This window comes from Streptomyces sp. NPDC053474 (assembly GCF_044544845.1).
GTDB lineage: Bacteria > Actinomycetota > Actinomycetes > Streptomycetales > Streptomycetaceae > Streptomyces.
On the sequence record NZ_JBITXV010000027.1, the window covers coordinates 18540 to 37880 of the forward strand.

Genomic DNA, 19341 nt, shown 5'->3' on the forward strand with positions numbered 1-19341 from the left:
CCGTGTAGCCGGAGGTGACCGATGTACGTCGTCAAGAGTCCGCTGCCCGACGATGATTTGAAGACGGTGTCCGAGGCCCTGCAGGGCGCGCTCGTCGACCTCGTCGACCTGTCCCTGATCGCCAAGCAGATCCACTGGAATGTGGTCGGGCCGCGCTTCCGCTCCATCCACCTCCAGCTCGACGAGGTCGTCGACACCGCACGGCTGCACTCCGACACGGTCGCGGAGCGGGCCTCCACGCTCGGCGTCTCGCCCGACGGCCGCGCCGCCACCGTGGCGGGCAGCAGCGGCATCGGCGCCGTCCCCGAAGGCTGGGTCAAGGACACGGACGCGGTGGGCACGCTCGTGGCGGCCCTCGGCGCGGTGATCACGCGCATGCGCGAGCGGGTGAACGCCACCGGTGACGCCGACCCGGTGAGCCAGGACATCTTCATCGGCATCACGGCCGACCTGGAGAAGCACCACTGGATGTTCCAGGCCGAGAACGGATAGCGGCTCCGTACTGGCGGGGCGCCCGCCGCGGTGGATCGGCCGGTCGACGGCGCTCGCGCACCTTCGGTGCGCCCGGTGCGCCCTGCCGCCGGGGGCGGGCCGGGTCTAGCGTCGTCTGGCGGGAGGTGACAGCCGTGGCGGGGCGCGTCCTGCGGTGGACCTCGGCTCTCGGTCTCGCCGCGCTGTGGTGGTGGGCGGTGCTGCGGCTCGCGGTGACGCCCGACGCGGGGGCCCTGGAGGGCACGATCGCCGCCGGGGGCTGGGGGCTGAGCCTGCTGCCCGTGCACTGCGTGCCCAAGGAGCGGGCGCTGGGCGTGGCGGGGCCGCGTCGGCGCGGCACTGGGGCGCGGGGGCGCGCGGGGGCGGGGCGGGCCGGGGTAAGGGGGCGCGTGGCTGCGGGGACGGAGCGGGTCGGGGGAGGGGGGCGCGTGGCTGCCCGGGCGTGGGGGCGTGGCCGGTCGGGGTGCGGCTCCGCTACCAAGGCATCGCCACGCCGCCGTTGGGGCGGAGGATCTGGCCGGTCGTGAACGTCGCCGCGTCCGAGGCCAGGTACAGCACGGCATGGGCGACGTCCTCCGGCTCGCCGACGCGGCCGAGCGGCGACCTCCGGGCCATGAGGTCCTCGGTGTGGGCCCGCGCCGCGGCGTCGTGGCGGTCGGTCATCGGCGTACGGATCCAGCCCGGCGCCACGGCGTTGACGCGGATGCCGTGCGGTCCGACCTCGGTGGCCAGCGTCTTCGTCAGCTGCACCACCGCGGCCTTCGAAGCGCCGTAGCAGAGCAGGCCGGGCCCGCCCGTGTCCACGGCGCCCGAGGCCATCGTGACGATGCTGCCGCCCGCCCCCGCCTCGATCATCACGCGGGCCGCCGCCCGGCAGGCGTACAGGACTCCCTTGAAGTTCACGCCCAGGACCCGGTCGAGGTCCTCCTCGCGGGTCTCCAGAACCGTGCTGCTGTGCATGATCCCGGCGATGGCGGCCAGGACGTCGACGCGGCCCGTCGCGGCGGCCGCGTCCGCCACGGCCTGCTCCACCCGCGCCCGGTCGGTGACGTCCAGGAGGTGCGGGTGGGCGGTGCCGCCGGTCTCCTTGATGAGGTCGGCCGTCTCGTGCAGGCCCGGCGCGTCCCGGTCGGCGCAGTGCACCGCGGCTCCCGCCCGCGCGAGCAGGACGGCACTGGCACGGCCGATGCCGCTCGCCGCGCCGGTGACGAACGCGGTGCGGCCGGTGAGGTCGTACGCCTTGAGGGGCATGACGGGACCGTAGGCAAGAGCTGACGGTCCGTCAATTGGTGGGGGTGGGGCGGCTTCCGGGCTGGGGCGTTGGCCCTCGCTGACAGGTCGGGCACCAGTACGTCGGGCGCTGGCGGGAGCCGTCGCCCTGGTCCGCCGTCCGTACGGGGGTGCCGCAGCGCAGACAGGGGCGCGGCGCTCGGCCGTACACGTACAGCCGTCGGCCGGGGCGGGGGACGCCCGTGGTCGTGCGGTCGGGGCGGTCGCGGTTGGCTTCCAGGAGCTTCTTGGCGAGGGCGGGCAGCCGGTTCGCCGTGTCGGCGGGGAGCTCGCCGATCGGCAGCCAGGGGGTGACGCCGAGCAGGAAGCACAGCTCGCTCTTGTAGATGTTGCCGATCCCCGCGAGGTTGCGCTGGTCGAGCAGGGCCTCGCCGAGGGCGCGCTCGGGGGCCGTGAGGAGGTTGCGCAGGGCCTGGTCGGGGTCCCAGTCGGGGCCGAGGAGGTCAGGGCCAAGGTGACCGACGGCGCGCTGTTCGTCGGCGGTGCGGAGCAGTTCGAGGACGGGCAGGCGGTACCCCACGGCCGTGTGGTCGGCGGTGGCGAGGATGGCCCGGATCTGGTGGGCGGGCCCGCCGCGCCAGCGTTCGTCCGGGGCGTAGACCTTCCAGGAGCCGTCCATGCGCAGGTGCGAGTGGAGGGTGAGGCCGCCCTCCAGGCGGGTGAGCAGGTGCTTGCCGCGAGGGGTGACGTCCAGGACGGCGCGGCCGGTCAGGTCGGCCGTGGCCAGCTTGGGGACGCGGAGGTCGGAGCGCGTGAGGGTGCGACCGGCCAGGGCGCGGTGGAGGCGGCGGGCCGTCTGGTGGACTGTGTCTCCTTCGGGCATGGGACCAGGGTGTCACTTTGGGGTGGGGCGGGGGTTGGCTTGGGCTGGGGTGGGGCTTGCCCCGGCGCCGGACGGCCTCCCTGGTGTTGGGCTGGAGTCGCCACGGGCCTGGACTGGTCGGGCCGCTACGGCGGGTTGGAGGGGCGCCCCGGTGCGGGCCCCGGGCCTGCGGGTCGTCCCGGGGCCAGGCGGGGTCAGGCGCGCACGCGGAGGCCTCTTGGGGTGGCGTGGAAGCCGGTGTGCTCCAGGAGGGGGGCCAAGGGGGAGGTCAGGGCAGGGGAGCCGTTGACGCGCTCCACGGTGACCGTGCCGAGCGCGCCCGCCTTGGCGGCCGAGGCCAGCGCGCTCGCGGCCGCGAGGAGCCTGGGGTCCTGATCGGCCTCGGACGACGCCCAGGCCAGGACGGACTTGCCGCCGCGCTCCACGTACAGCGTCAGCTCGCCGTCGACCAGGACGACCAGGGAGCCCGCCTTGCGGCCCGGCTTGTGACCGGCTTCGGCCGGGGGGTCGGGCCAGGGCAGGGCGGCCCCGTACGCGTTCGCCGGGTCGGCGGCCGCCAGGACGACCGCCTGGGGGTCGCTGGTGTGCCCGGCGCCCGCGCGCTCCCGCGCGGTGGCCGTGGCGCGCAACCGGTCCACGGCGCCGTCCATGGCGAACTGGGCCGCGCCGAGCCCCTCCACCACGTACCCGCGGCGGGCCTGGCCGTTGTCCTCGAAGGCCGACAGGATCCGGTACGTCGCCGAGAAGCCGCCCTCGACGCCCTCGGCGGCGACCGCGCCACGGGTCACCACGCCATGCCGGTCGAGCAGCGTGCGGGCCAGGGCATGGGCGCGCAGGGTCGGGTCGGGCTCACGGGCGGGCAGCAGCGACCAGCGGCCCGCGACGGTCGGCGGGCCGGTACGGGAGACGGGGCGGGCGGCGGCGGTCAGGCTGCCGTAGCGCCCGCGCGGGACGGCGCGCTTCGCACGGTGGGCCGTGGATCCCGCCGTGCGGCCCGAGCCGAGGAGGGAGCGCATGGGGGCGAGCGTGTCGTTCGTGAGCCGACCCGACCAGGCCAGGTCCCACACCGCGTCGGCCAGCTGCGGGTCGGTGGCGTCCGGGTGCGTGGTGGCGCGGACCTGGTCGGCGATCTGCCGGAAGAACAGGCCGTACCCCCCGGAGAGCGTGTCCAGGACGGACTGGTGGAGCGCCGTGAGCTCCAGGGGGTGCGCGGGCGGCAGCAGGAGCGGCGCGGCGTCGGCCAGATAGAGCGAGACCCAGCCGTCCTTGCCCGGCAGGGACCCCGCTCCGGCCCACAGCACCTCTCCGGCGGCGGTGAGCTCGTCGAGCATCGCCGGGGCGTATCCCGCCACTCGGGAGGGCAGGACGAGCTTCTCCAGGGCCGAAGCGGGCACGGACGCGCCCTGGAGCTGCTCGATCGCCCGTACGAGGCCGTCGACGCCCCGCAGGCCGTGGCCGCTCAGGTGCTGCCACTGCGGCAGGAACTGGGCGAGCGCGGCCGGGGGCACCGGCTCCAGCTCCTGGCGGAGCGCGGCGAGGGAGCGGCGGCGCAGACGGCGCAGCACGGCCGCGTCGCACCACTCCTGGCCGATGCCCAGATCGGGGGAGGCTGCGCGAAGCGCATCGTTAGAAGGCTGGTCGTGGGCGACGGGTGGGCGGAACTCGCCCTGGACCACGCGGCCGTTCGCCGCGAGGCGGTGCAGCGCGCCCTCCGTCACGGCGACGCCGAGGCCGAAGCGGGCGGCGGCCCCGGCGGACGTGAACGGGCCGTGGGTGCGGGCATAGCGCCCGAGGAGGTCGCCGAGGGGGTCCTTCACGGGCTCCGTGAAGGCCTCGGGGACACCGACCGGCAAGGCCGTCCCCAGGGCGTCGCGCAGGCGGCCCGCGTCCTCGATGGCAGCCCAGTGGTCGGCCCCGGCGATCCGGACCCGGATGGCGCGGCGGGCCGCCGCGAGGTCCTTGGCCCAGGCGGGCTCCGCGCCCCGCTCGGCGAGCTCGGCGTCCGTGAGCGGGCCGAGCAGGCGCAGCAGGTCGGCGACGCCCTCGGCGTCCTTGACGCGGCGGTCCTCCGTGCGCCACTGGAGCTCGCGCTCCAGCTCGGTGAGCACGTCCGGGTCGAGCAGTTCGCGCAGCTCGGCCTGGCCCAGGAGCTCGGCGAGGAGACGGGAGTCGAGGGACAGGGCGGCCGCGCGGCGCTCGGCGAGGGGCGAGTCGCCCTCGTACAGGAACTGGGCGACGTACCCGAACAGCAGGGAGCGGGCGAACGGCGACGGCTCCGGGGTGGTGACCTCCACGAGCCGGACGCGGCGGGACTCGATGTCGCCCATCAGCTCCGTGAGGCCCGGGACGTCGAAGACGTCCTGGAGGCACTCCCTGACCGCCTCCAGGACGATCGGGAAGGAGCCGAACTCGCTGGCGACCTCCAGGAGCTGGGCGGCGCGCTGCCGCTGCTGCCACAGCGGCGTGCGCTTGCCGGGGTTGCGGCGTGGCAGCAGCAGCGCGCGGGCGGCGCACTCGCGGAAGCGCGCCGCGAACAGCGCCGAGCCGCCCACCTGATCGGTGACGACCTGGCTGACCTCGCCCTTGTCGAAGATGACGTCCGCCGCGCCGACAGGGGCCTGCTCGGGGTCGAACGCCGAGTCCGCGGTGACGTCCACCGGCTCCTGGTCGAGCAGCTCGAGGCCCATCAGATCGGCGTCCGGCAGGCGCAGCACGATGCCGTCGTCGGCGTGCATCACCTGGGCGTCCATGCCGAACCGCTCGGTGAGGCGGGCGCCGAGCGCGAGGGCCCAGGGCGCGTGCACCTGCGCGCCAAATGGCGAGTGCACGACGACCCGCCAGTCGCCCAGCTCGTCGCGGAACCGCTCGACCACGATCGTGCGGTCGTCCGGGATGTGCCCGCAGGCCTCGCGCTGCTCGGCGAGGTACGCCAGTACGTTGTCCGCGGCCCAGGTGTCGAGGCCCGCCGCCCGGAGGCGCTCGCGCGCGTCCTCCTGCGGCAGCGAGCCGACCTCGCGCATGAACGCCCCCAGGGCGCGCCCCAGTTCGAGCGGGCGGCCCAGCTGGTCGCCCTTCCAGAACGGCAGTCGGCCGGGGACGCCGGGCGCGGGGGACACGAGGACGCGGTCGCGCGTGATGTCCTCGATGCGCCAGGAGCTGGTGCCCAGCGTGAAGACGTCGCCCACGCGCGATTCGTAGACCATCTCCTCGTCGAGCTCACCGACGCGGCCGCCGCCCTTCTTAGGGTCGGCGCCCGCGAGGAAGACCCCGAAGAGGCCCCGGTCGGGAATCGTGCCCCCGGAGGTCACCGCGAGGCGCTGTGCCCCGGGGCGGCCGGTGACCGTGCCCGCGACCCGGTCCCACACCACGCGCGGGCGCAGCTCCGCGAACGCGTCGGAGGGATACCGCCCGGCGAGCATGTCCAGGACCGAGATGAACGCCGACTCGGGCAGCGCGCTGAACGGCGCGGCACGGCGGACCAGGGCCAGGAGGTCGTCCGCCTGCCAGGCGTCCAGGGCCACTATCGCGACGAGCTGCTGGGCCAGGACGTCCAGCGGGTTCGCCGGGACGCGCAGGGACTCGATGGCGCCCTGGCGCATCCGCTCCGTGACGACGGCGGCCTGGACCAGGTCGCCCCGGTACTTCGGGAAGACGACCCCGGTGGAGACCGCGCCCACCTGGTGCCCCGCGCGGCCCACGCGCTGGAGCCCGGAGGCCACGGACGGCGGCGACTCGACCTGCACCACCAGGTCGACGGCGCCCATGTCGATGCCCAGCTCCAGGCTGGAGGTGGCGACCACGGCGGGAAGGCGGCCCGCCTTCAGGTCCTCCTCGACCTGGGCGCGCTGCTCCTTGGAGACCGAGCCGTGGTGGGCGCGGGCGAGGACGGGGGGCGCGCCCTTGGCGGCGCCCGACTCCGCCATCAGCTCGGCCGGGGAGTGGTCCTCGGGGAGGGGCTCGCCCGTGGCCCGCTCGTACGCGATCTCGTTGAGGCGGTTGCACAGGCGCTCGGCCAGGCGGCGGGAGTTGGCGAAGACGATCGTGGAGCGGTGGGCCTGGACGAGGTCGGTGATGCGCTCCTCGACGTGCGGCCAGATGGACGGGCGCTCCGCTCCCTGATCGGCGTCCGCCGCCGGGGAGCCGCCCAGCTCGCCTAGATCCTCTACCGGGACGACGACCGACAGGTCGAACTCCTTGCCCGACGCTGGCTGGACGACCTCCACCCTGCGCTGCGGCGAGAGATAGCGCGCCACCTCGTCCACCGGGCGGACCGTGGCGGACAGGCCGATCCGGCGGGCGGGGCGCTTCAGGAGCGCGTCGAGCCGCTCCAGGGTCAGCGCGAGATGCGCGCCGCGCTTGGTGCCCGCGACCGCGTGCACCTCGTCCAGGATCACCGTCTCGATGCCCGTCAGCGCGTCCCGCGTGGCGGACGTGAGCATCAGGAACAGCGACTCCGGGGTCGTGATCAGGATGTCCGGCGGCCGGGTGGCCAGGGCGCGGCGCTCGGCCGCCGGGGTGTCACCGGAGCGGATGCCCACCCGCACCTCGGGCTCGGGCAGGCCCAGGCGCACGGACTCCTGCCGGATGCCGGTGAGCGGGCTGCGCAGATTGCGCTCCACGTCGACCGCGAGGGCCTTGAGCGGCGACACGTACAGCACCCGGCAGCGCTTCTTCGGGTCCGCCGGGGGCGGGGACGAGGCGAGCTGGTCCAGCGCGGCGAGGAACGCGGCCAGGGTCTTGCCGGAGCCGGTCGGGGCGACCACGAGCACGTCCGAGCCCTCCGCGATCGCCCGCCAGGCTCCGGCCTGGGCGGACGTGGGCGCGGAGAAGGCCCCCGTGAACCAGCCGCGGGTCGCGGGGGAGAATCCGTCGAGGGCGCCGGGGGCGCCGGGGGCGCTGCGCGCTGACCGAGCCATGGACCCATCGTGCACCCCGCCACTGACAATGGCCCTGACCTGCGTGAACGACATGCCCTGCGCGGCGCGGACGGCGCTTGTCGCCCGGCCGTGCCCGGTGCGCCGGGGCCCGGGCGCCGAGCCGGTGCCGCGGGCCGGGAAATGGTTTGCGCCACTGGCGCAGAATGGCGGCATGACAGGTTCGGCTGAGCGGGCGCGGCACTGGACCTACGCCGAGCTGCCCGGCGTCGACCTGCTGCGGGCCCGCTACGTCCGCAAGACCTTCGCGCGGCACACCCACGAGCACTTCGTGCTGGCCGCGGTCACCGAAGGCGTCGACGTCTTCCACCACACCGGCGCCGACCGGCACGCGGGCCCCGGCATGCTCGCCCTGATCAACCCCGACACCCCGCACACCGGGCGGGGCGGAGGGCCCGAGGGCTGGCGGTACGGAGCGGTGTACCCGGCGCCGGAGCTGGTCGCGGCCATCGCCGCGGAGACGACGGCCATCCGCGGCACGCCCGGCTTCGTCCAGCCCGTGTTCGAGGACGCGTACGCGGTGGCCCTCGTCCACCAGGTGCTGCGCGCCGCCGAGGAGGGCAACGCCCTGGCCGCCGACACGTTCCTGCGGATCACCGTGACCCGGATGCTGCGGCTCAACGGCGGTGCCCTGCCCGAGCGGACCGTGCGGTCGGCGGGCCACCGCGTCGCCGCACGCGCGCGTGCCGTCCTCGAAGAGCGCCTCACCGACCCGCCGGGCCTGGACCGGCTGGCCGCCGACCTCGGCGTCGGGCCCTTCGCCCTGCTGCGCGCCTTCCGCGACGCGTACGGCATGCCGCCGCACGCCTGGCTCACCGACGCGCGCGTGCGTCGCGCCCGTCACCTCCTGGACGCCGGTACGACGCCCGCCGACGCGGCCGTGGCCGTCGGCTTCACCGACCAGCCGCACCTCAACCGCCACTTCACCCGCATCGTGGGCGTGCCCCCGGGCGCGTACCAGAGGGAGCGCAAGAACGTACAAGACCGTCCGGGCGGGCCCCTCGTAGCGTCCTCGGCGTGGCAGAACGAACATCACCCGCAGACATCACCCGTGCGGACATAGCCAGCCGCGTCGACCCTTCCGACGCCCCCGCGGACGGGGCGGCAGTACCCGTAGCCGATGCGGAGGCCGTCTCGGACCGTCCCGACTCCGCCGTCGTCCGTGACGCTCTGGGCGTCGGCATCGCCGTCGGCCTCTCCGGATTCGCCTTCGGCGTGACCTCGGCGGGCAGCGGCCTCACCGTGTTGCAGACCTGTGCGCTGAGCCTCCTGGTGTTCACGGGGGCCTCCCAGTTCGCCCTGGTGGGCGCGCTCGCCGGGGGCGGGAACCCGTTCACCGCGGCGGCGGGCGCGTTCTTCCTTGGTGTGCGCAACGCGTTCTACGGGCTGCGGCTCTCCCAGTTGCTGGCCCTCCCGCGCGCGGTGCGGCCGTTCGCGGCCCACTGGGTGATCGACGAGACGGCGGCCGTGTCGCTCGCGCAGCGCGGACGGCGGAGTGCCCGCATCGGTTTCACCGTGACGGGGCTCAGCCTCTACGCGCTGTGGAACCTGACCACCCTCGTGGGCGCGGTCGGCGCCGAGGCGATCGGGGACACCGACGCCTGGGGCCTCGACGCCGCGGGCCCCGCGGTCTTCCTCGCCCTGCTCGCGCCGATGGTCCGGACCGCCCAAGAGCGCACGGTCGCCGCCGTCGCGGTCCTCCTGGGGCTCGGACTGCTGCCCGTGCTGCCCGCGGGCGTACCGGTCCTGGTGGCCGCGCTCGCCGTGCCGATCGTCCTCTACGGAGAGGGCCGCCGCGCCCAGCGCACGACCCAAAGGGGCGACCGTTGAACATCTGGACAGCCATCGCCGTGACCGCCGTCAGCTGCTACGCGGTCAAGCTCGCGGGGCTCCTGGTGCCCGCCGGGGCCCTGGAGCGGCCGCTCGTGAAGCGCATGGCCGCCCTGCTGCCGGTCGCGCTGCTCGCCGCCCTCACCGCCCAGCAGGCCTTCGCCGACGGCCGGACCCTGGTGTTGGACGCCAAGGCCGCGGGGCTCGCGGCGGCCGTCGTGGCGCTGCTGCTGCGCGCGCCGTTCCTGGTCGTCATCGCCGCCGCCGTCGCCGTCACGGCGGGCGTGCGGGCACTCACGGGGTGACGGCCGGGCCGCCACCCCGGGGACCGGCTCAGCCGATCGGCCGCCCGTGCGCGGCGAGCGTGCGCAGGGCCTCGATCGTCACGATCGGCCGCCACTCCAGAGCGGTGCCCGGAGCCCACTGACGCCACCGGATCGGCCAACCGCCGTCTTCTTGCTGGTCGTTCACGAGGAAGTCCAGGGAGCGTGCCATCTCCTCGTCCGTGAACCAGGCGCGGGCGAGCGAGTCCGGGGACTTCGCGAAGTCGTGGGCGAAGTGGTGCTCACCCGGCGCGTACCCCTCGGGCACCGGATACGCGGCGGCCCGCTCCGGCTCCAGGGCCACGAGGTGCTGCTCGCGCACCAGACGGCCCAGCCGGTCGGCCGCCGCCTCCGCGCGCGGGCGGTCCGGCGCGCCGTCCAGGAAGGCGACCGCCGCCTGGACCTCGTACGGATGCGACTCCTCCAGGGACTCCACGGCCTGCCAGCAGAAGTCGGTGGCCCGGAACAGCCAGGCGTGCCAGACCTCGTTGCGGTGCAGCAGGCCCACCACGGGCCCGGTGGCGAGCAGCTCGCTCGGCGGGTCGTCCACCACGGGCACGAACGGCGCCAGGGGGTAGCCGCGCTGGCTCGGATGGATCGCTGGCAGGGCGCCGTCTGCCGTCGACACCGAGGTCAGATAGCGGCACACGCGCTCCACCCGCAGCCCGCCGCAGCGGCCGATGGAGTCCAGGACCCGCAGCGCGTGACCGGTGTGCAGCGGCTGGCTGACGGGTCCGCGCAGATCGGGTTCGAGCGCGTGGCCGTACCCGCCGTCCGCGTTGCCGTACGCGGCCAGCGCCGTTTCCACCGCGTCGGCGCCGTCGCCGCTGTCCGTGCCGTCTGCGGCGTTCAGGAAGTGATACGCGAAGCGTCGCTGTTCGAGGACGCGCGCGGTGAGCCAGACGAACTGTTCGGCGCGCGCGAGCGGGGAGGACGCGGCGTGCGGGGACGCTCCGTTTTCGGCCATGTTCCGACGGTAGGGCGGAATGCGCCGCCGACAAGCCCTCCGGGCCCGGCTGCACTCTCAGGGGCGCGATACTGGACGCATGCGGTTGACGGTCTTCTGGCAGCGAATGGCAGCCCACTTCGGCGCGGGGTACGCGGACTCCTTCGCACGCGACCACGTGATGTCCGAGCTGGGCGGACGGACGGTGCACGAAGCACTGGACGCTGGCTGGGAGGCGAAGGAGGTCTGGCGGGCGGTGTGCAAGGCTGTGGACGTACCGGCTGAAAAACGCTGATCCACGGAGGCGACGAGATGTCCCTCCAGGGGCCGGGAGGTGTCCCCGGGGCGAGCACACGGAGCCCCGCGCGGGCGCGCGGGGTCCGCGGCGCCGCGTGCGGGATGTGAGGAGCGCCGCGAACAGGCGGGGGCGACGGCCGATCGCCGCCCCCGTGGGCGAGACTGGCACGGTGGCACCCACAGACGACACCGCGCAGATCACCTCCGAGGCCATGACGCCGCCCGGCACCACGCCGCCCGCCCAGCCCCCCGCCGGGGCCGAGCAGGGGCGTGGCGCGGGCATGCCGCGCTGGCTGCCGCGTGCCATGGTGCTCGCGCTCGCCCTGGTCGCCTGTTTCCAGCTCGGCAGCTGGGCCTTCCACCAGCTGACCGGACTGCTGATCAACATCCTGATCGCGTTCTTCCTGGCGCTCGCCGTCGAGCCCGCCGTGAGCTGGATGGCCGCGCGCGGGCTGCGCCGGGGCCTGGCCACGGGCATCGTCTTCCTCGGCGTGATCATCGCCACCGCGGGCTTCATCACGATGATGGGTTCGATGCTCGCGGGCCAGATCGTCGACATGGTCGAGGACTTCCCGGACTACCTGGACAAGGTCATCCGCTGGATCAACCAGACCTTCGACACGGACCTGTCCCGCGTCGAGGTCCAGGACAGCCTGGTCCACTCCGACTGGCTGCGGAAGTACGTGCAGAACAGCGCGAGCGGCGTCCTGGACGTCTCCGCGCAGGTGCTCGGGGGCCTCTTCCAGCTCCTGACGATCCTGCTGTTCTCGTTCTACTTCGCCGCCGACGGGCCCCGGCTGCGGCGCGCGCTGTGCTCCGTGCTCCCGCCCGCCAAGCAGGCGGAGGTGCTGCGCGCCTGGGAGATCGCGGTCAACAAGACCGGCGGCTACCTCTACTCGCGCGGCCTGATGGCACTGATCTCCGGGATCGCGCATTACATCCTGCTGCAGATCCTCGAAGTGCCCTACGCCCCCGCCCTCGCGGTGTGGGTGGGCCTGGTGTCGCAGTTCATCCCGACGATCGGCACGTATCTGGCGGGCGCCCTGCCGATGCTGATCGCCTTCACCGTCGACCCCTGGTACGCGGTGTGGGTGCTGGGCTTCGTGGTCATCTACCAGCAGTTCGAGAACTACGTGCTGCAACCCAAGCTCACCGCCAAGAGCGTGGACATCCACCCGGCGGTCGCCTTCGGGTCGGTCATCGCGGGCACGGCGCTGCTCGGCGCGGTCGGCGCCCTGATCGCCATCCCGGCGGTGGCGACGCTCCAGGCGTTCCTGGGGGCGTACGTGAAGCGGTACGACGTCACGGACGACCCGCGGGTGCACGGGCACCGCCGCCGCGACGGCACGCCCCTGCTCGACCGGCTGCGGCGCGCGCTGACGCCCCCGGGGCGCGAGGGCTGAGGGCTCCGCCGGGCCGCGTTCCGCCGGACCCCGGCGGCTGAAGCAGGGGTTCCGCTCAAGGGTCGACCCGTCGGGCGCGCCTGGCGTGGTGCGCTTGACAGTAAAATCGAACATCCATTCTTATGGGGGCTCCGGCGGCGTCGTACCGGGGGTTCGCGGGGGGATTCCCGGGCGCGCCGGTGGGTTTCGGCGGGCCGAGGGACCTGAGTTATCCACAGGCCGGACGGGCGTCGGGGCGCATTGTCAGTGGCAGGCGTTAGCGTCTTTGACGTGAAGCGATCGACTCAAGCAAACCGGGTGGAACCCATGGCAGGAACCGACCGCGAGAAGGCGCTCGACGCCGCGCTCGCACAGATTGAACGGCAATTCGGCAAGGGCGCGGTCATGCGCATGGGCGAGCGGTCCCAGGAGCCCATTGAGGTCATCCCGACCGGCTCGACCGCGCTCGACGTCGCGCTCGGCGTCGGCGGCATCCCGCGCGGCCGTGTGGTGGAGATCTACGGCCCGGAGTCCTCCGGTAAGACGACCCTCACGCTGCACGCCGTGGCCAACGCGCAGCGGGCCGGCGGCGCCGTCGCCTTCGTGGACGCGGAGCACGCCCTCGACCCGGAGTACGCGAAGAAGCTCGGCGTCGACATCGACAACCTCATCCTGTCCCAGCCGGACAACGGCGAGCAGGCCCTCGAGATCGTCGACATGCTGGTCCGCTCCGGCGCGCTCGACCTGATCGTCATCGACTCCGTGGCGGCCCTGGTGCCCCGCGCCGAGATCGAGGGCGAGATGGGCGACTCGCACGTGGGTCTGCAGGCCCGTCTGATGAGCCAGGCCCTGCGGAAGATCACCAGCGCGCTCAACCAGTCGAAGACCACCGCGATCTTCATCAACCAGCTGCGCGAGAAGATCGGCGTGATGTTCGGCTCCCCGGAGACCACGACCGGTGGCCGCGCGCTGAAGTTCTACGCCTCGGTGCGCATGGACATCCGCCGCATCGAGACCCTGAAGGACGGCACGGACGCGGTCGGCAACCGCACCCGCGTCAAGGTCGTCAAGAACAAGGTCGCGCCCCCCTTCAAGCAGGCCGAGTTCGACATCCTCTACGGCCAGGGCATCTCCCGCGAGGGCGGCCTGATCGACATGGGCGTGGAGCACGGCTTCGTCCGCAAGGCCGGCGCCTGGTACACGTACGAGGGCGACCAGCTCGGCCAGGGCAAGGAGAACGCCCGCAACTTCCTGAAGGACAACCCCGACCTCGCCAACGAGATCGAGAAGAAGATCAAGCTGAAGCTGGGCGTCGGCGTCCGGCCGGAGAGCACCGAGAGCGAGCCCGCCGCGGACCCGGCGGCCGAGGCACCGGCGGCCGACGCCGCCAAGACGGTGCCCGCTCCGGCGGCGAAGGCCACAAAGTCCAAGACCGCGGCGGCCAAGAGCTAGGCCGTGACGCGACGTACCGACTGGGCGGAGCACACGGCCCCCCCGGGAGGCGGCCACTGGAGTGGCGGCGGACCGGAGGGGGCGGGTGCCGACGCCGACGGCCCGTGGAGCGGCGGCCAGGAGGGCCGGGGCGGCCGTCGCCGTCGGCGGCGCGGCGGCTTCGGCGGCCATCAGGACAGCGGTTCCCCGTCCTCGTCGAGGGCCGAGAACGGGGAACCGCCCTCGGGGGATCCCGCCGAGCGGGCGCGGGGCATCTGCTTGCGCCTGCTCACCGGGACGCCCCGCACGCGCAAGCAGCTGGCCGACGCCCTGCGCAAGCGGGACATCCCCGACGACGTGGCGGACGAGGTGCTGTCCCGCTTCGAAGAGGTCGGCCTGATCAATGACGAGGCCTTCGCGGACGCCTGGGTGGAGTCCCGGCACCACGGCCGGGGCCTTGCCCGCCGGGCCCTGGCACGCGAGCTGCGGACCAAGGGCGTGGACGCGACCCTGATCGACGAGGCCGTCGGCCAGCTCGACGCGGAGCAGGAGGAGGCCACCGCCCGCGAGCTCGTGGCCCGCAAGCTGCGCTCCACCCGCGGCCTCGACCGCGACAAGCGGCTGCGCCGCCTCGCGGGCATGCTCGCCCGCAAGGGATATCCGGAGGGCATGGCGCTGCGCGTGGTCCGCGAGGCGCTGGAGCAGGAGGGGGAGGGCACGGAGGACCTCGGATACGAGGGCCTCTGAGCGGTTGCCGGACCCATCGGGGTTGTGGCCTCGGGAGGACCTCAAGGGGTGAGGACCGACGGGCCACCGGATGCGGCCCTCGGCCCGAGGATCCGGGCGGCTCCCGGCCCGAGGCCCCGGGCGAGCCCCGGCCGAGGTTCCGGGCGGGCCCCGGAGCGGGGCCTCGTAGGGGGGTTAACCCCCCATGCAAGACGCCTGGTCGCCACCGTGCACAGGAACCTGTGCACAGGCGACTGTGTACGCATGGTTCACCACCAGGGCAGAAGCGAGGGGCGAGCCCCCAGCGGGGCCGCGCAAGCCGGTCCGGCCGCGGAGTCCGGTGCCTCTATCGGGTCCGGCGGCGCCGGGACCGACGAGACCGGTCCCGCCCGGGCCGACGGCGCCGTGCCCGGTCCCGAAGAGCTGAGTGACCTGAAGGTCCTCAAGGCGCTGGCGCAGCCCCGGCGGCAGCAGATGCTCCAGCACCTCACCGTGCACGGACCCGCCACGTCCGCGACCCTGGCCCGGGCCCTGGGCCTCAACACCGGGGCGACGAGCTACCACCTGCGCGAACTCGCCCGGTACGGCTTCGTCGAAGAGACGGACGGCACCGGGCACGGGCGCGAGCGCTGGTGGCGCGCGGTGCCCGGGGACCGGCGCTTTCCGCCGCGCAGCAGGCAGAACGCCGAGACGCGGCTCGTCATGGACGAGCTGAACCACCTGTCGTACGCCGCCGACCTGGAGCTCTTCGAGCGGCTCCAGCGCGAGAGCGGCGGCGCCGAGGCCGACGAGTGGGCCGACGCCTACCCGTACTCGCGCGGCACGATGCGGCTGACGGCGGCCGAGCTGCGCGACTTCTTCGAGGAGTACATCGCCCTCCTCAACCGCTACAAGCGCTCCGACGCCGACACCCCGCCCGGGGCCCGCACCGTCCTCACCCGCCTCCTGGCCTTCCCCGCACCGGCGGCCGGACCGGCAGCCGCGCCTATGGACGCCGGGGCAGCCGTCCCTCCGGGCACCCCCGATGACAACAGAAGAGAGACCGAGACCTCATGATGCTGCGCTACGCACTCCAGACGATCCGCGACCGGAAGGGCGGATTCCTGGGGGCCTTCGTCGCGTTGATGTGCGCTGCCGCGCTCATCACGGCCTGCGGCACGCTCCTGGAGACGGGCCTGCGCGGCACCATCCGCCCCGAGCGCTACGCCGCCGCCCCCGTGCTCGTCTCCGCCGATCAGAACGTGCACCAGACCACCGTCAAGCACAAGAAGGGCAAGACGAAGGTCAAGCACAAGGCGAAGCCGATCGCCGAACGGGCCTGGCTGCCGCGCGAGGTCACCGAGCGGCTCGAAGGGGTGCCGGGCGTCGGCACGGTCGTACCCGAACTGACCTTCCTGGCGCAGCCGTTGACGCCCGAGGTCAGTGACCCGGAGCGTCCCGCGTACGGGCACGCCTGGTCGTCGGCCTCCCTCGCGCCCTTCCGGATCGTCGACGGCCGCGCTCCGCGCGCCGCGGCGGACCTGGTCGTCGACCGCGGCCTCGCCGAGCGCGCCCGCCTCAAGCCCGGTGACCGGCTCACCGTCCAGTCGACGCGGGCTCCGCGCACGTACCGCGTCTCGGGCATCGCCGCTCCGGACGGCGGCGGGCAGGCCCTGGCGCACCAGACCTCCCTGTTCTTCTCCGACCGCGAGGCCGCGCGGCTCGCCGCCCACCCCGGCCGGGTCACCGCCCTCGGCGTCCTGCCGGCCGACGGCACGTCCGCGCAGGCGCTGAAGGCGGCGGTCAAGAAGGCCCTCGACGGTACGACCGCGCAGGTCACCAGCGGTGACGGCCGTGGCTCCGTCGAGTTCCTCGACGCGGCGGGCGCGCGGGTGAAGCTCGTCAGCATGGGCGGCGCGATGGGCGGCACGTCGCTGCTCGTCGCCGTGCTCGTGGTCGTCGGCACCTTCGCCCTGTCCATCCAGCAGCGCTACCGCGAACTCGCCCTGCTGCGGGCCATCGCCGCCAGCCCGAAGCAGCTCCGCAAGCTCCTCGGCCGTGAGGCGCTCCTCGTCGGAGCGGCCGCCGGAGCGCTCGGCTCGCTGGCGGGCATCCCGCTCGGCGGGCTGCTGTACGGGAAGTTCATCGACGAGGGAGTGGTTCCGGCGACGCTCGACCGGGTCGTCAGCTTCTTCCCGCCGCTGGTGGCCGTCGCCGCGACGCTGTTCGGCGCCTGGGCGGCCGCGCGTGTCTCCGCCCGCCGCATCGCCCGCATCCGGCCCGGGGAGGCCCTGGCCGAGGCGAGCGTGGAGCGCACGAGGCTCTCCTGGGTGCGCATCGCCGCCGGTCTGCTCCTCCTCGCGGGCGGTGTCGTCCTCGTGCTGGTGCTCAGCGTGCTGCGGACCGAGCCCGCGTCGACTCCCGTCACGTTCCTGGCCGTTGTGGTGCTCGCCTCGGCCGTCGCCCTGCTCGGCCCGCTCGTCGTCAGGGCGTCGGCCGCCGTCCTCGGCCGCGTGCTGCGGCTCACCGGCCCGGTCGGGCGGCTCGCGCACGCCAACCTCCGGGGCAACGCCGCCCGGATGGCCGCCGCCGTCACCCCGCTGGTGCTGCTCATCGGCATGACGTGCACGGTCCTCTTCACGCAGCCCACCCTCACGGCCGCCGCCCGTGCCGAGGCGCGCGACGGTGTCCGAGCGGACTGGTCGCTTGCCGCGCAGGGCCCCGGCGTACCGGCGGCGGCAGCGCGGCGGCTGCGGGCGGCCGAAGGCGTCGAGGCCGTCACCGAGGTCGTCCGCACGACCGTGCGCGTCGGGCTCGACAAGTACCCGGCGCAGGGCGTGACTCCGGCGGGCCTCACCCGCACCTGGGACCCGGACGTCACGGCGGGCTCGCTGGCGTCCTTCGGCGCGGGTGACGTCGCCGTCAGCGAACTCGCCGCCGACCGACTCGGCCTGAAGCCGGGCAGCAGCCTCAAGCTCACCCTGGGCGACGGCACACCGACCACCCTGAAGGTCGGCGCCGTCTACTCGCGCGGGCTCGGCTTCGGCGACCTGACCCTGGCGCACGACCTGGTCGCCCGCCACGTCGACAACCCGCTCGCCGCCACGGTCCTCGTCAGGAGCGACCGTACGAAGGATCAACTCGCGGCGACCCTGCGAGAGTTCCCGGCCGTGCGGGTGGATTCCCCGGACGCCGTCGACCGCCTCCAGGCCGAGCGCGGCCAGTCGAGCGCCGACGTGAACCTCCTCGCCATGGGGCTCGTGCTGGCCTTCACCGCGATCGCCGTCGTCAACACGCTCGCGATGTCGGTGTCGGAGCGGGTCCGGGAGTTCGCGCTGCTGCGCCTCGCGGGCGCCACGGGCCGCCAGGTCCGGGGCATGCTGCGCACCGAGGCGCTGTCGGTCCTGCTCATCGCGACCGCCCTGGGCAGCGGGATCGCCCTCGCCGTCCTGACCGCGTTCAGCGTCGGCATGACCGGTTCCGCCGCCCCCGTGGTCCTGCCGCTGCTGTACGTCGCCGTGGTCGCCGTGGCGGGGCTGCTCGCCCTGATGGCCACGGCGCTGCCGGGCCGCGCCGCTCTGAAGCCGCTGCCGGTCACGGTCGCGTCCGCCAAGGAGTAAGGGGCGGTACGCAATGGTGGGCGCCCCTTACTCACGCTCCTACGGGAGCGCAGTATGGGGCGTCCACGCGTGCCCGGGAACCCCTACGCGGAAGAGTGCAGTTCCTCGGTGACGGGGAGCCCGGCCGCCTTCCAGGCCTGGAAGCCACCGACGAGGTCGGTCGCGTACCGCAACCCGAGCTGGCGCAGGGAGTGGGCCGCGAGGCTCGACGCGTAGCCCTCGTTGCAGACGACGACGATCTCCAGGTCGTGGCTGACGGCCTGGGGGGCGCGGTGGCTGCCCTGGGGGTCGAGGCGCCACTCCAGTTCGTTGCGTTCGACGACCAGCGCCCCCGGGATCAGGCCGTCGCGCTCGCGCAGCGCCGCGTACCGGATGTCGACAAGGAGGCCACCGGACCGGTCGATCTCGTGCGCCTGGCGGGGCGTGACCCGGTCGAGGCCGCGCCGTACGCGTTCGAGGAACTCGTCTATGCCCACGGGTGCGAGCGGCTCGTCGGCGATCGCCGAGGCCGTCGGTACACCCGGGATTCCGTTCAACTCAAGGCCCGCACTCACTGCCAGTCCTCCGGACGCTCGACGTGCTCAAGGCGTAGCACGTCACCGGTGCGGCTGTAGCGGCGGATCCGTGGAAGTGGCGGATAGTACGCGTGCACGGAGACGGCGTGCTCCGTAGGGGACTCGTTGAGCACCTCGTGCACGTGGTTGCGGCCGAACGCCCGTCCCTGTCCGGCGGGCAGCCGCCGCTCGCGGTCGATGCCCTCGGTGAGTTCCAGGGTCTTCCAGCCGTCGGTGGGCAGCCGGGCGGCGAGGGAGTTCTCCTTGAGGGCGCCCGACGCGGTGGTGAAGGCGCCGACCGACTCGGCGTGGTCGTGCCAGCCGGTGCCGGTGCCGGGCGGCCACCCGATCAGCCAGGCCTCGCTGCCGCCGGGCCCGTCGAGGCGCACCCAGGTGCGGCCCTCGGGGTCGAGGGGGAGCGAGGCGATGAGGTCGGTGTCCGCGGCGGTGCGGCGCACGAAGTGGAGGAGGTCGGCCGACGTGGGCGGGGCCACACGGGAACCGGCGGGGGAGGGCAGGGGGGCAGGGCTGGAGACAGACGCTGACATGGGACCGTCCTGGGAGTTCGCGGAACGGCACGCCGACGACGGGCGCGCGAGAAGGGTGGTGATGGCGAATTCAGCAGGACGGCTGACACACGCAGCCCGCATAGCGGACGAGGTCCATGTGGACCCTCCGCCACAAGCGGACAGCGGTGTCGGTCATGGTCCGGAG

At 74.1% G+C, this 19341-nt stretch carries 17 protein-coding genes; 10 read left to right on the forward strand and 7 right to left on the reverse strand.

Annotated elements, in window-relative coordinates; genetic code table 11:
• The first annotated feature begins 21 nt into the window (after positions 1-21).
• Positions 22-492 (forward strand): Dps family protein, encoded by a 471-nt coding sequence (locus ACIG3E_RS39030; protein ID WP_399625565.1) that lies wholly within the window; start codon positions 22-24, stop codon positions 490-492.
• Between the two features lie 474 nt (positions 493-966).
• Here ACIG3E_RS39030 and ACIG3E_RS39035 read toward each other — a convergent pair whose 3' ends face one another.
• The 3 genes from ACIG3E_RS39035 to ACIG3E_RS39045 form a co-directional block, all read right to left on the reverse strand.
• A complete protein-coding gene (locus tag ACIG3E_RS39035; protein WP_399625567.1) occupies positions 967-1743 on the reverse strand; it encodes an SDR family NAD(P)-dependent oxidoreductase in 777 nt (258 codons plus the stop codon).
• Positions 1744-1774: 31 nt separating this feature from the next.
• Positions 1775-2605 carry a DNA-formamidopyrimidine glycosylase family protein gene (locus tag ACIG3E_RS39040; protein WP_399625569.1) on the reverse strand — a complete coding sequence of 277 codons (831 nt, stop codon included), beginning with the start codon at positions 2603-2605 and terminating at the stop codon, positions 1775-1777.
• Positions 2606-2799: 194 nt separating this feature from the next.
• Positions 2800-7521 (reverse strand): ATP-dependent helicase, encoded by a 4722-nt coding sequence (locus tag ACIG3E_RS39045; protein ID WP_399625572.1) that lies wholly within the window; start codon positions 7519-7521, stop codon positions 2800-2802.
• A 172-nt stretch (positions 7522-7693) separates the two neighbouring features.
• Here ACIG3E_RS39045 and ACIG3E_RS39050 point away from each other — a divergent pair, with 172 nt between their 5' ends.
• The 3 genes from ACIG3E_RS39050 to ACIG3E_RS39060 are packed head-to-tail and all read left to right on the forward strand — an operon-like array spanning position 7694 to position 9674.
• Positions 7694-8602: an AraC family ligand binding domain-containing protein gene (locus tag ACIG3E_RS39050; RefSeq protein ID WP_399625573.1), complete on the forward strand. Its 909-nt coding sequence runs from the start codon at positions 7694-7696 to the stop codon at positions 8600-8602.
• On the forward strand, positions 8557-9369 hold the full coding sequence (locus ACIG3E_RS39055) for an AzlC family ABC transporter permease (protein WP_399625576.1): 813 nt from the start codon (positions 8557-8559) through the stop codon (positions 9367-9369). Before ACIG3E_RS39050 ends, ACIG3E_RS39055 begins: the two co-directional genes overlap by 46 nt.
• The gene (locus ACIG3E_RS39060) at positions 9366-9674 is read left to right on the forward strand and encodes an AzlD domain-containing protein (protein WP_138962162.1); all 309 of its coding nucleotides are present in this window, start codon (positions 9366-9368) and stop codon (positions 9672-9674) included. Before ACIG3E_RS39055 ends, ACIG3E_RS39060 begins: the two co-directional genes overlap by 4 nt.
• Positions 9675-9702: 28 nt before the next feature.
• Here the strand turns inward: ACIG3E_RS39060 and ACIG3E_RS39065 are convergent, their stop codons facing one another.
• Entirely contained in the window at positions 9703-10659 is a 957-nt protein-coding gene (locus ACIG3E_RS39065; RefSeq protein WP_399625578.1) for a hypothetical protein, read from the reverse strand.
• 79 nt (positions 10660-10738) lie between these two features.
• On the opposite strand from ACIG3E_RS39065, the gene ACIG3E_RS39070 reads away from it, so the two are divergent.
• The 6 genes from ACIG3E_RS39070 to ACIG3E_RS39095 all read left to right on the forward strand — a co-directional run bounded on the left by ACIG3E_RS39070 (position 10739) and on the right by ACIG3E_RS39095 (position 18073).
• The gene (locus ACIG3E_RS39070; protein ID WP_138962164.1) at positions 10739-10933 is read left to right on the forward strand and encodes a DUF3046 domain-containing protein; all 195 of its coding nucleotides are present in this window, start codon (positions 10739-10741) and stop codon (positions 10931-10933) included.
• 214 nt (positions 10934-11147) lie between these two features.
• Positions 11148-12338 (forward strand): AI-2E family transporter, encoded by a 1191-nt coding sequence (locus tag ACIG3E_RS39075; protein ID WP_399625657.1) that lies wholly within the window; start codon positions 11148-11150, stop codon positions 12336-12338.
• A gap of 306 nt (positions 12339-12644) precedes the next feature.
• On the forward strand, positions 12645-13769 hold the full coding sequence (gene recA, locus ACIG3E_RS39080) for a recombinase RecA (RefSeq protein ID WP_399625581.1): 1125 nt from the start codon (positions 12645-12647) through the stop codon (positions 13767-13769).
• Between the two features lie 3 nt (positions 13770-13772).
• Positions 13773-14495 (forward strand): recombination regulator RecX, encoded by a 723-nt coding sequence (recX, locus tag ACIG3E_RS39085; protein ID WP_399625584.1) that lies wholly within the window; start codon positions 13773-13775, stop codon positions 14493-14495.
• A gap of 243 nt (positions 14496-14738) precedes the next feature.
• Positions 14739-15530, forward strand: a complete 792-nt coding sequence (locus ACIG3E_RS39090) for an ArsR/SmtB family transcription factor (protein ID WP_399625587.1) — start codon at positions 14739-14741, stop codon at positions 15528-15530.
• Positions 15527-18073 (forward strand): FtsX-like permease family protein, encoded by a 2547-nt coding sequence (locus tag ACIG3E_RS39095; RefSeq protein ID WP_399625590.1) that lies wholly within the window; start codon positions 15527-15529, stop codon positions 18071-18073. The genes ACIG3E_RS39090 and ACIG3E_RS39095 overlap by 4 nt, the downstream gene beginning before the upstream one ends.
• Before the next feature lie 83 nt (positions 18074-18156).
• Here ACIG3E_RS39095 and ACIG3E_RS39100 read toward each other — a convergent pair whose 3' ends face one another.
• The 3 genes from ACIG3E_RS39100 to ACIG3E_RS39110 form a co-directional block, all read right to left on the reverse strand.
• On the reverse strand, positions 18157-18609 hold the full coding sequence (locus ACIG3E_RS39100; RefSeq protein WP_399625659.1) for a rhodanese-like domain-containing protein: 453 nt from the start codon (positions 18607-18609) through the stop codon (positions 18157-18159).
• 14 nt (positions 18610-18623) lie between these two features.
• Complete coding sequence (locus ACIG3E_RS39105; protein WP_399625592.1) at positions 18624-19175, reverse strand: cysteine dioxygenase; 552 nt, start codon at positions 19173-19175, stop codon at positions 18624-18626.
• A 70-nt stretch (positions 19176-19245) separates the two neighbouring features.
• On the reverse strand, positions 19246-19332 hold the full coding sequence (locus ACIG3E_RS39110; protein WP_361832679.1) for a putative leader peptide: 87 nt from the start codon (positions 19330-19332) through the stop codon (positions 19246-19248).
• Between the last annotated feature and the right edge of the window lie 9 nt (positions 19333-19341).

Bases quoted from the DNA above. Each gene is read 5' to 3' on its own strand.
- ACIG3E_RS39030 (WP_399625565.1), top strand. From the start codon at position 22: ATGTACGTCGTCAAGAGTCCGCTGCCCGACGATGATTTGAAGACGGTG.
- ACIG3E_RS39035 (WP_399625567.1), bottom strand. From the start codon at position 1,743: ATGCCCCTCAAGGCGTACGACCTCACCGGCCGCACCGCGTTCGTCACC.
- ACIG3E_RS39040 (WP_399625569.1), bottom strand. From the start codon at position 2,605: ATGCCCGAAGGAGACACAGTCCACCAGACGGCCCGCCGCCTCCACCGC.
- ACIG3E_RS39045 (WP_399625572.1), bottom strand. From the start codon at position 7,521: ATGGCTCGGTCAGCGCGCAGCGCCCCCGGCGCCCCCGGCGCCCTCGAC.
- ACIG3E_RS39050 (WP_399625573.1), top strand. From the start codon at position 7,694: ATGACAGGTTCGGCTGAGCGGGCGCGGCACTGGACCTACGCCGAGCTG.
- ACIG3E_RS39065 (WP_399625578.1), bottom strand. From the start codon at position 10,659: ATGGCCGAAAACGGAGCGTCCCCGCACGCCGCGTCCTCCCCGCTCGCG.
- ACIG3E_RS39070 (WP_138962164.1), top strand. From the start codon at position 10,739: ATGCGGTTGACGGTCTTCTGGCAGCGAATGGCAGCCCACTTCGGCGCG.
- ACIG3E_RS39075 (WP_399625657.1), top strand. From the start codon at position 11,148: ATGACGCCGCCCGGCACCACGCCGCCCGCCCAGCCCCCCGCCGGGGCC.
- recA (WP_399625581.1), top strand. From the start codon at position 12,645: ATGGCAGGAACCGACCGCGAGAAGGCGCTCGACGCCGCGCTCGCACAG.
- ACIG3E_RS39090 (WP_399625587.1), top strand. From the start codon at position 14,739: ATGGTTCACCACCAGGGCAGAAGCGAGGGGCGAGCCCCCAGCGGGGCC.
- ACIG3E_RS39095 (WP_399625590.1), top strand. From the start codon at position 15,527: ATGATGCTGCGCTACGCACTCCAGACGATCCGCGACCGGAAGGGCGGA.
- ACIG3E_RS39105 (WP_399625592.1), bottom strand. From the start codon at position 19,175: ATGTCAGCGTCTGTCTCCAGCCCTGCCCCCCTGCCCTCCCCCGCCGGT.
- ACIG3E_RS39110 (WP_361832679.1), bottom strand. From the start codon at position 19,332: ATGACCGACACCGCTGTCCGCTTGTGGCGGAGGGTCCACATGGACCTC.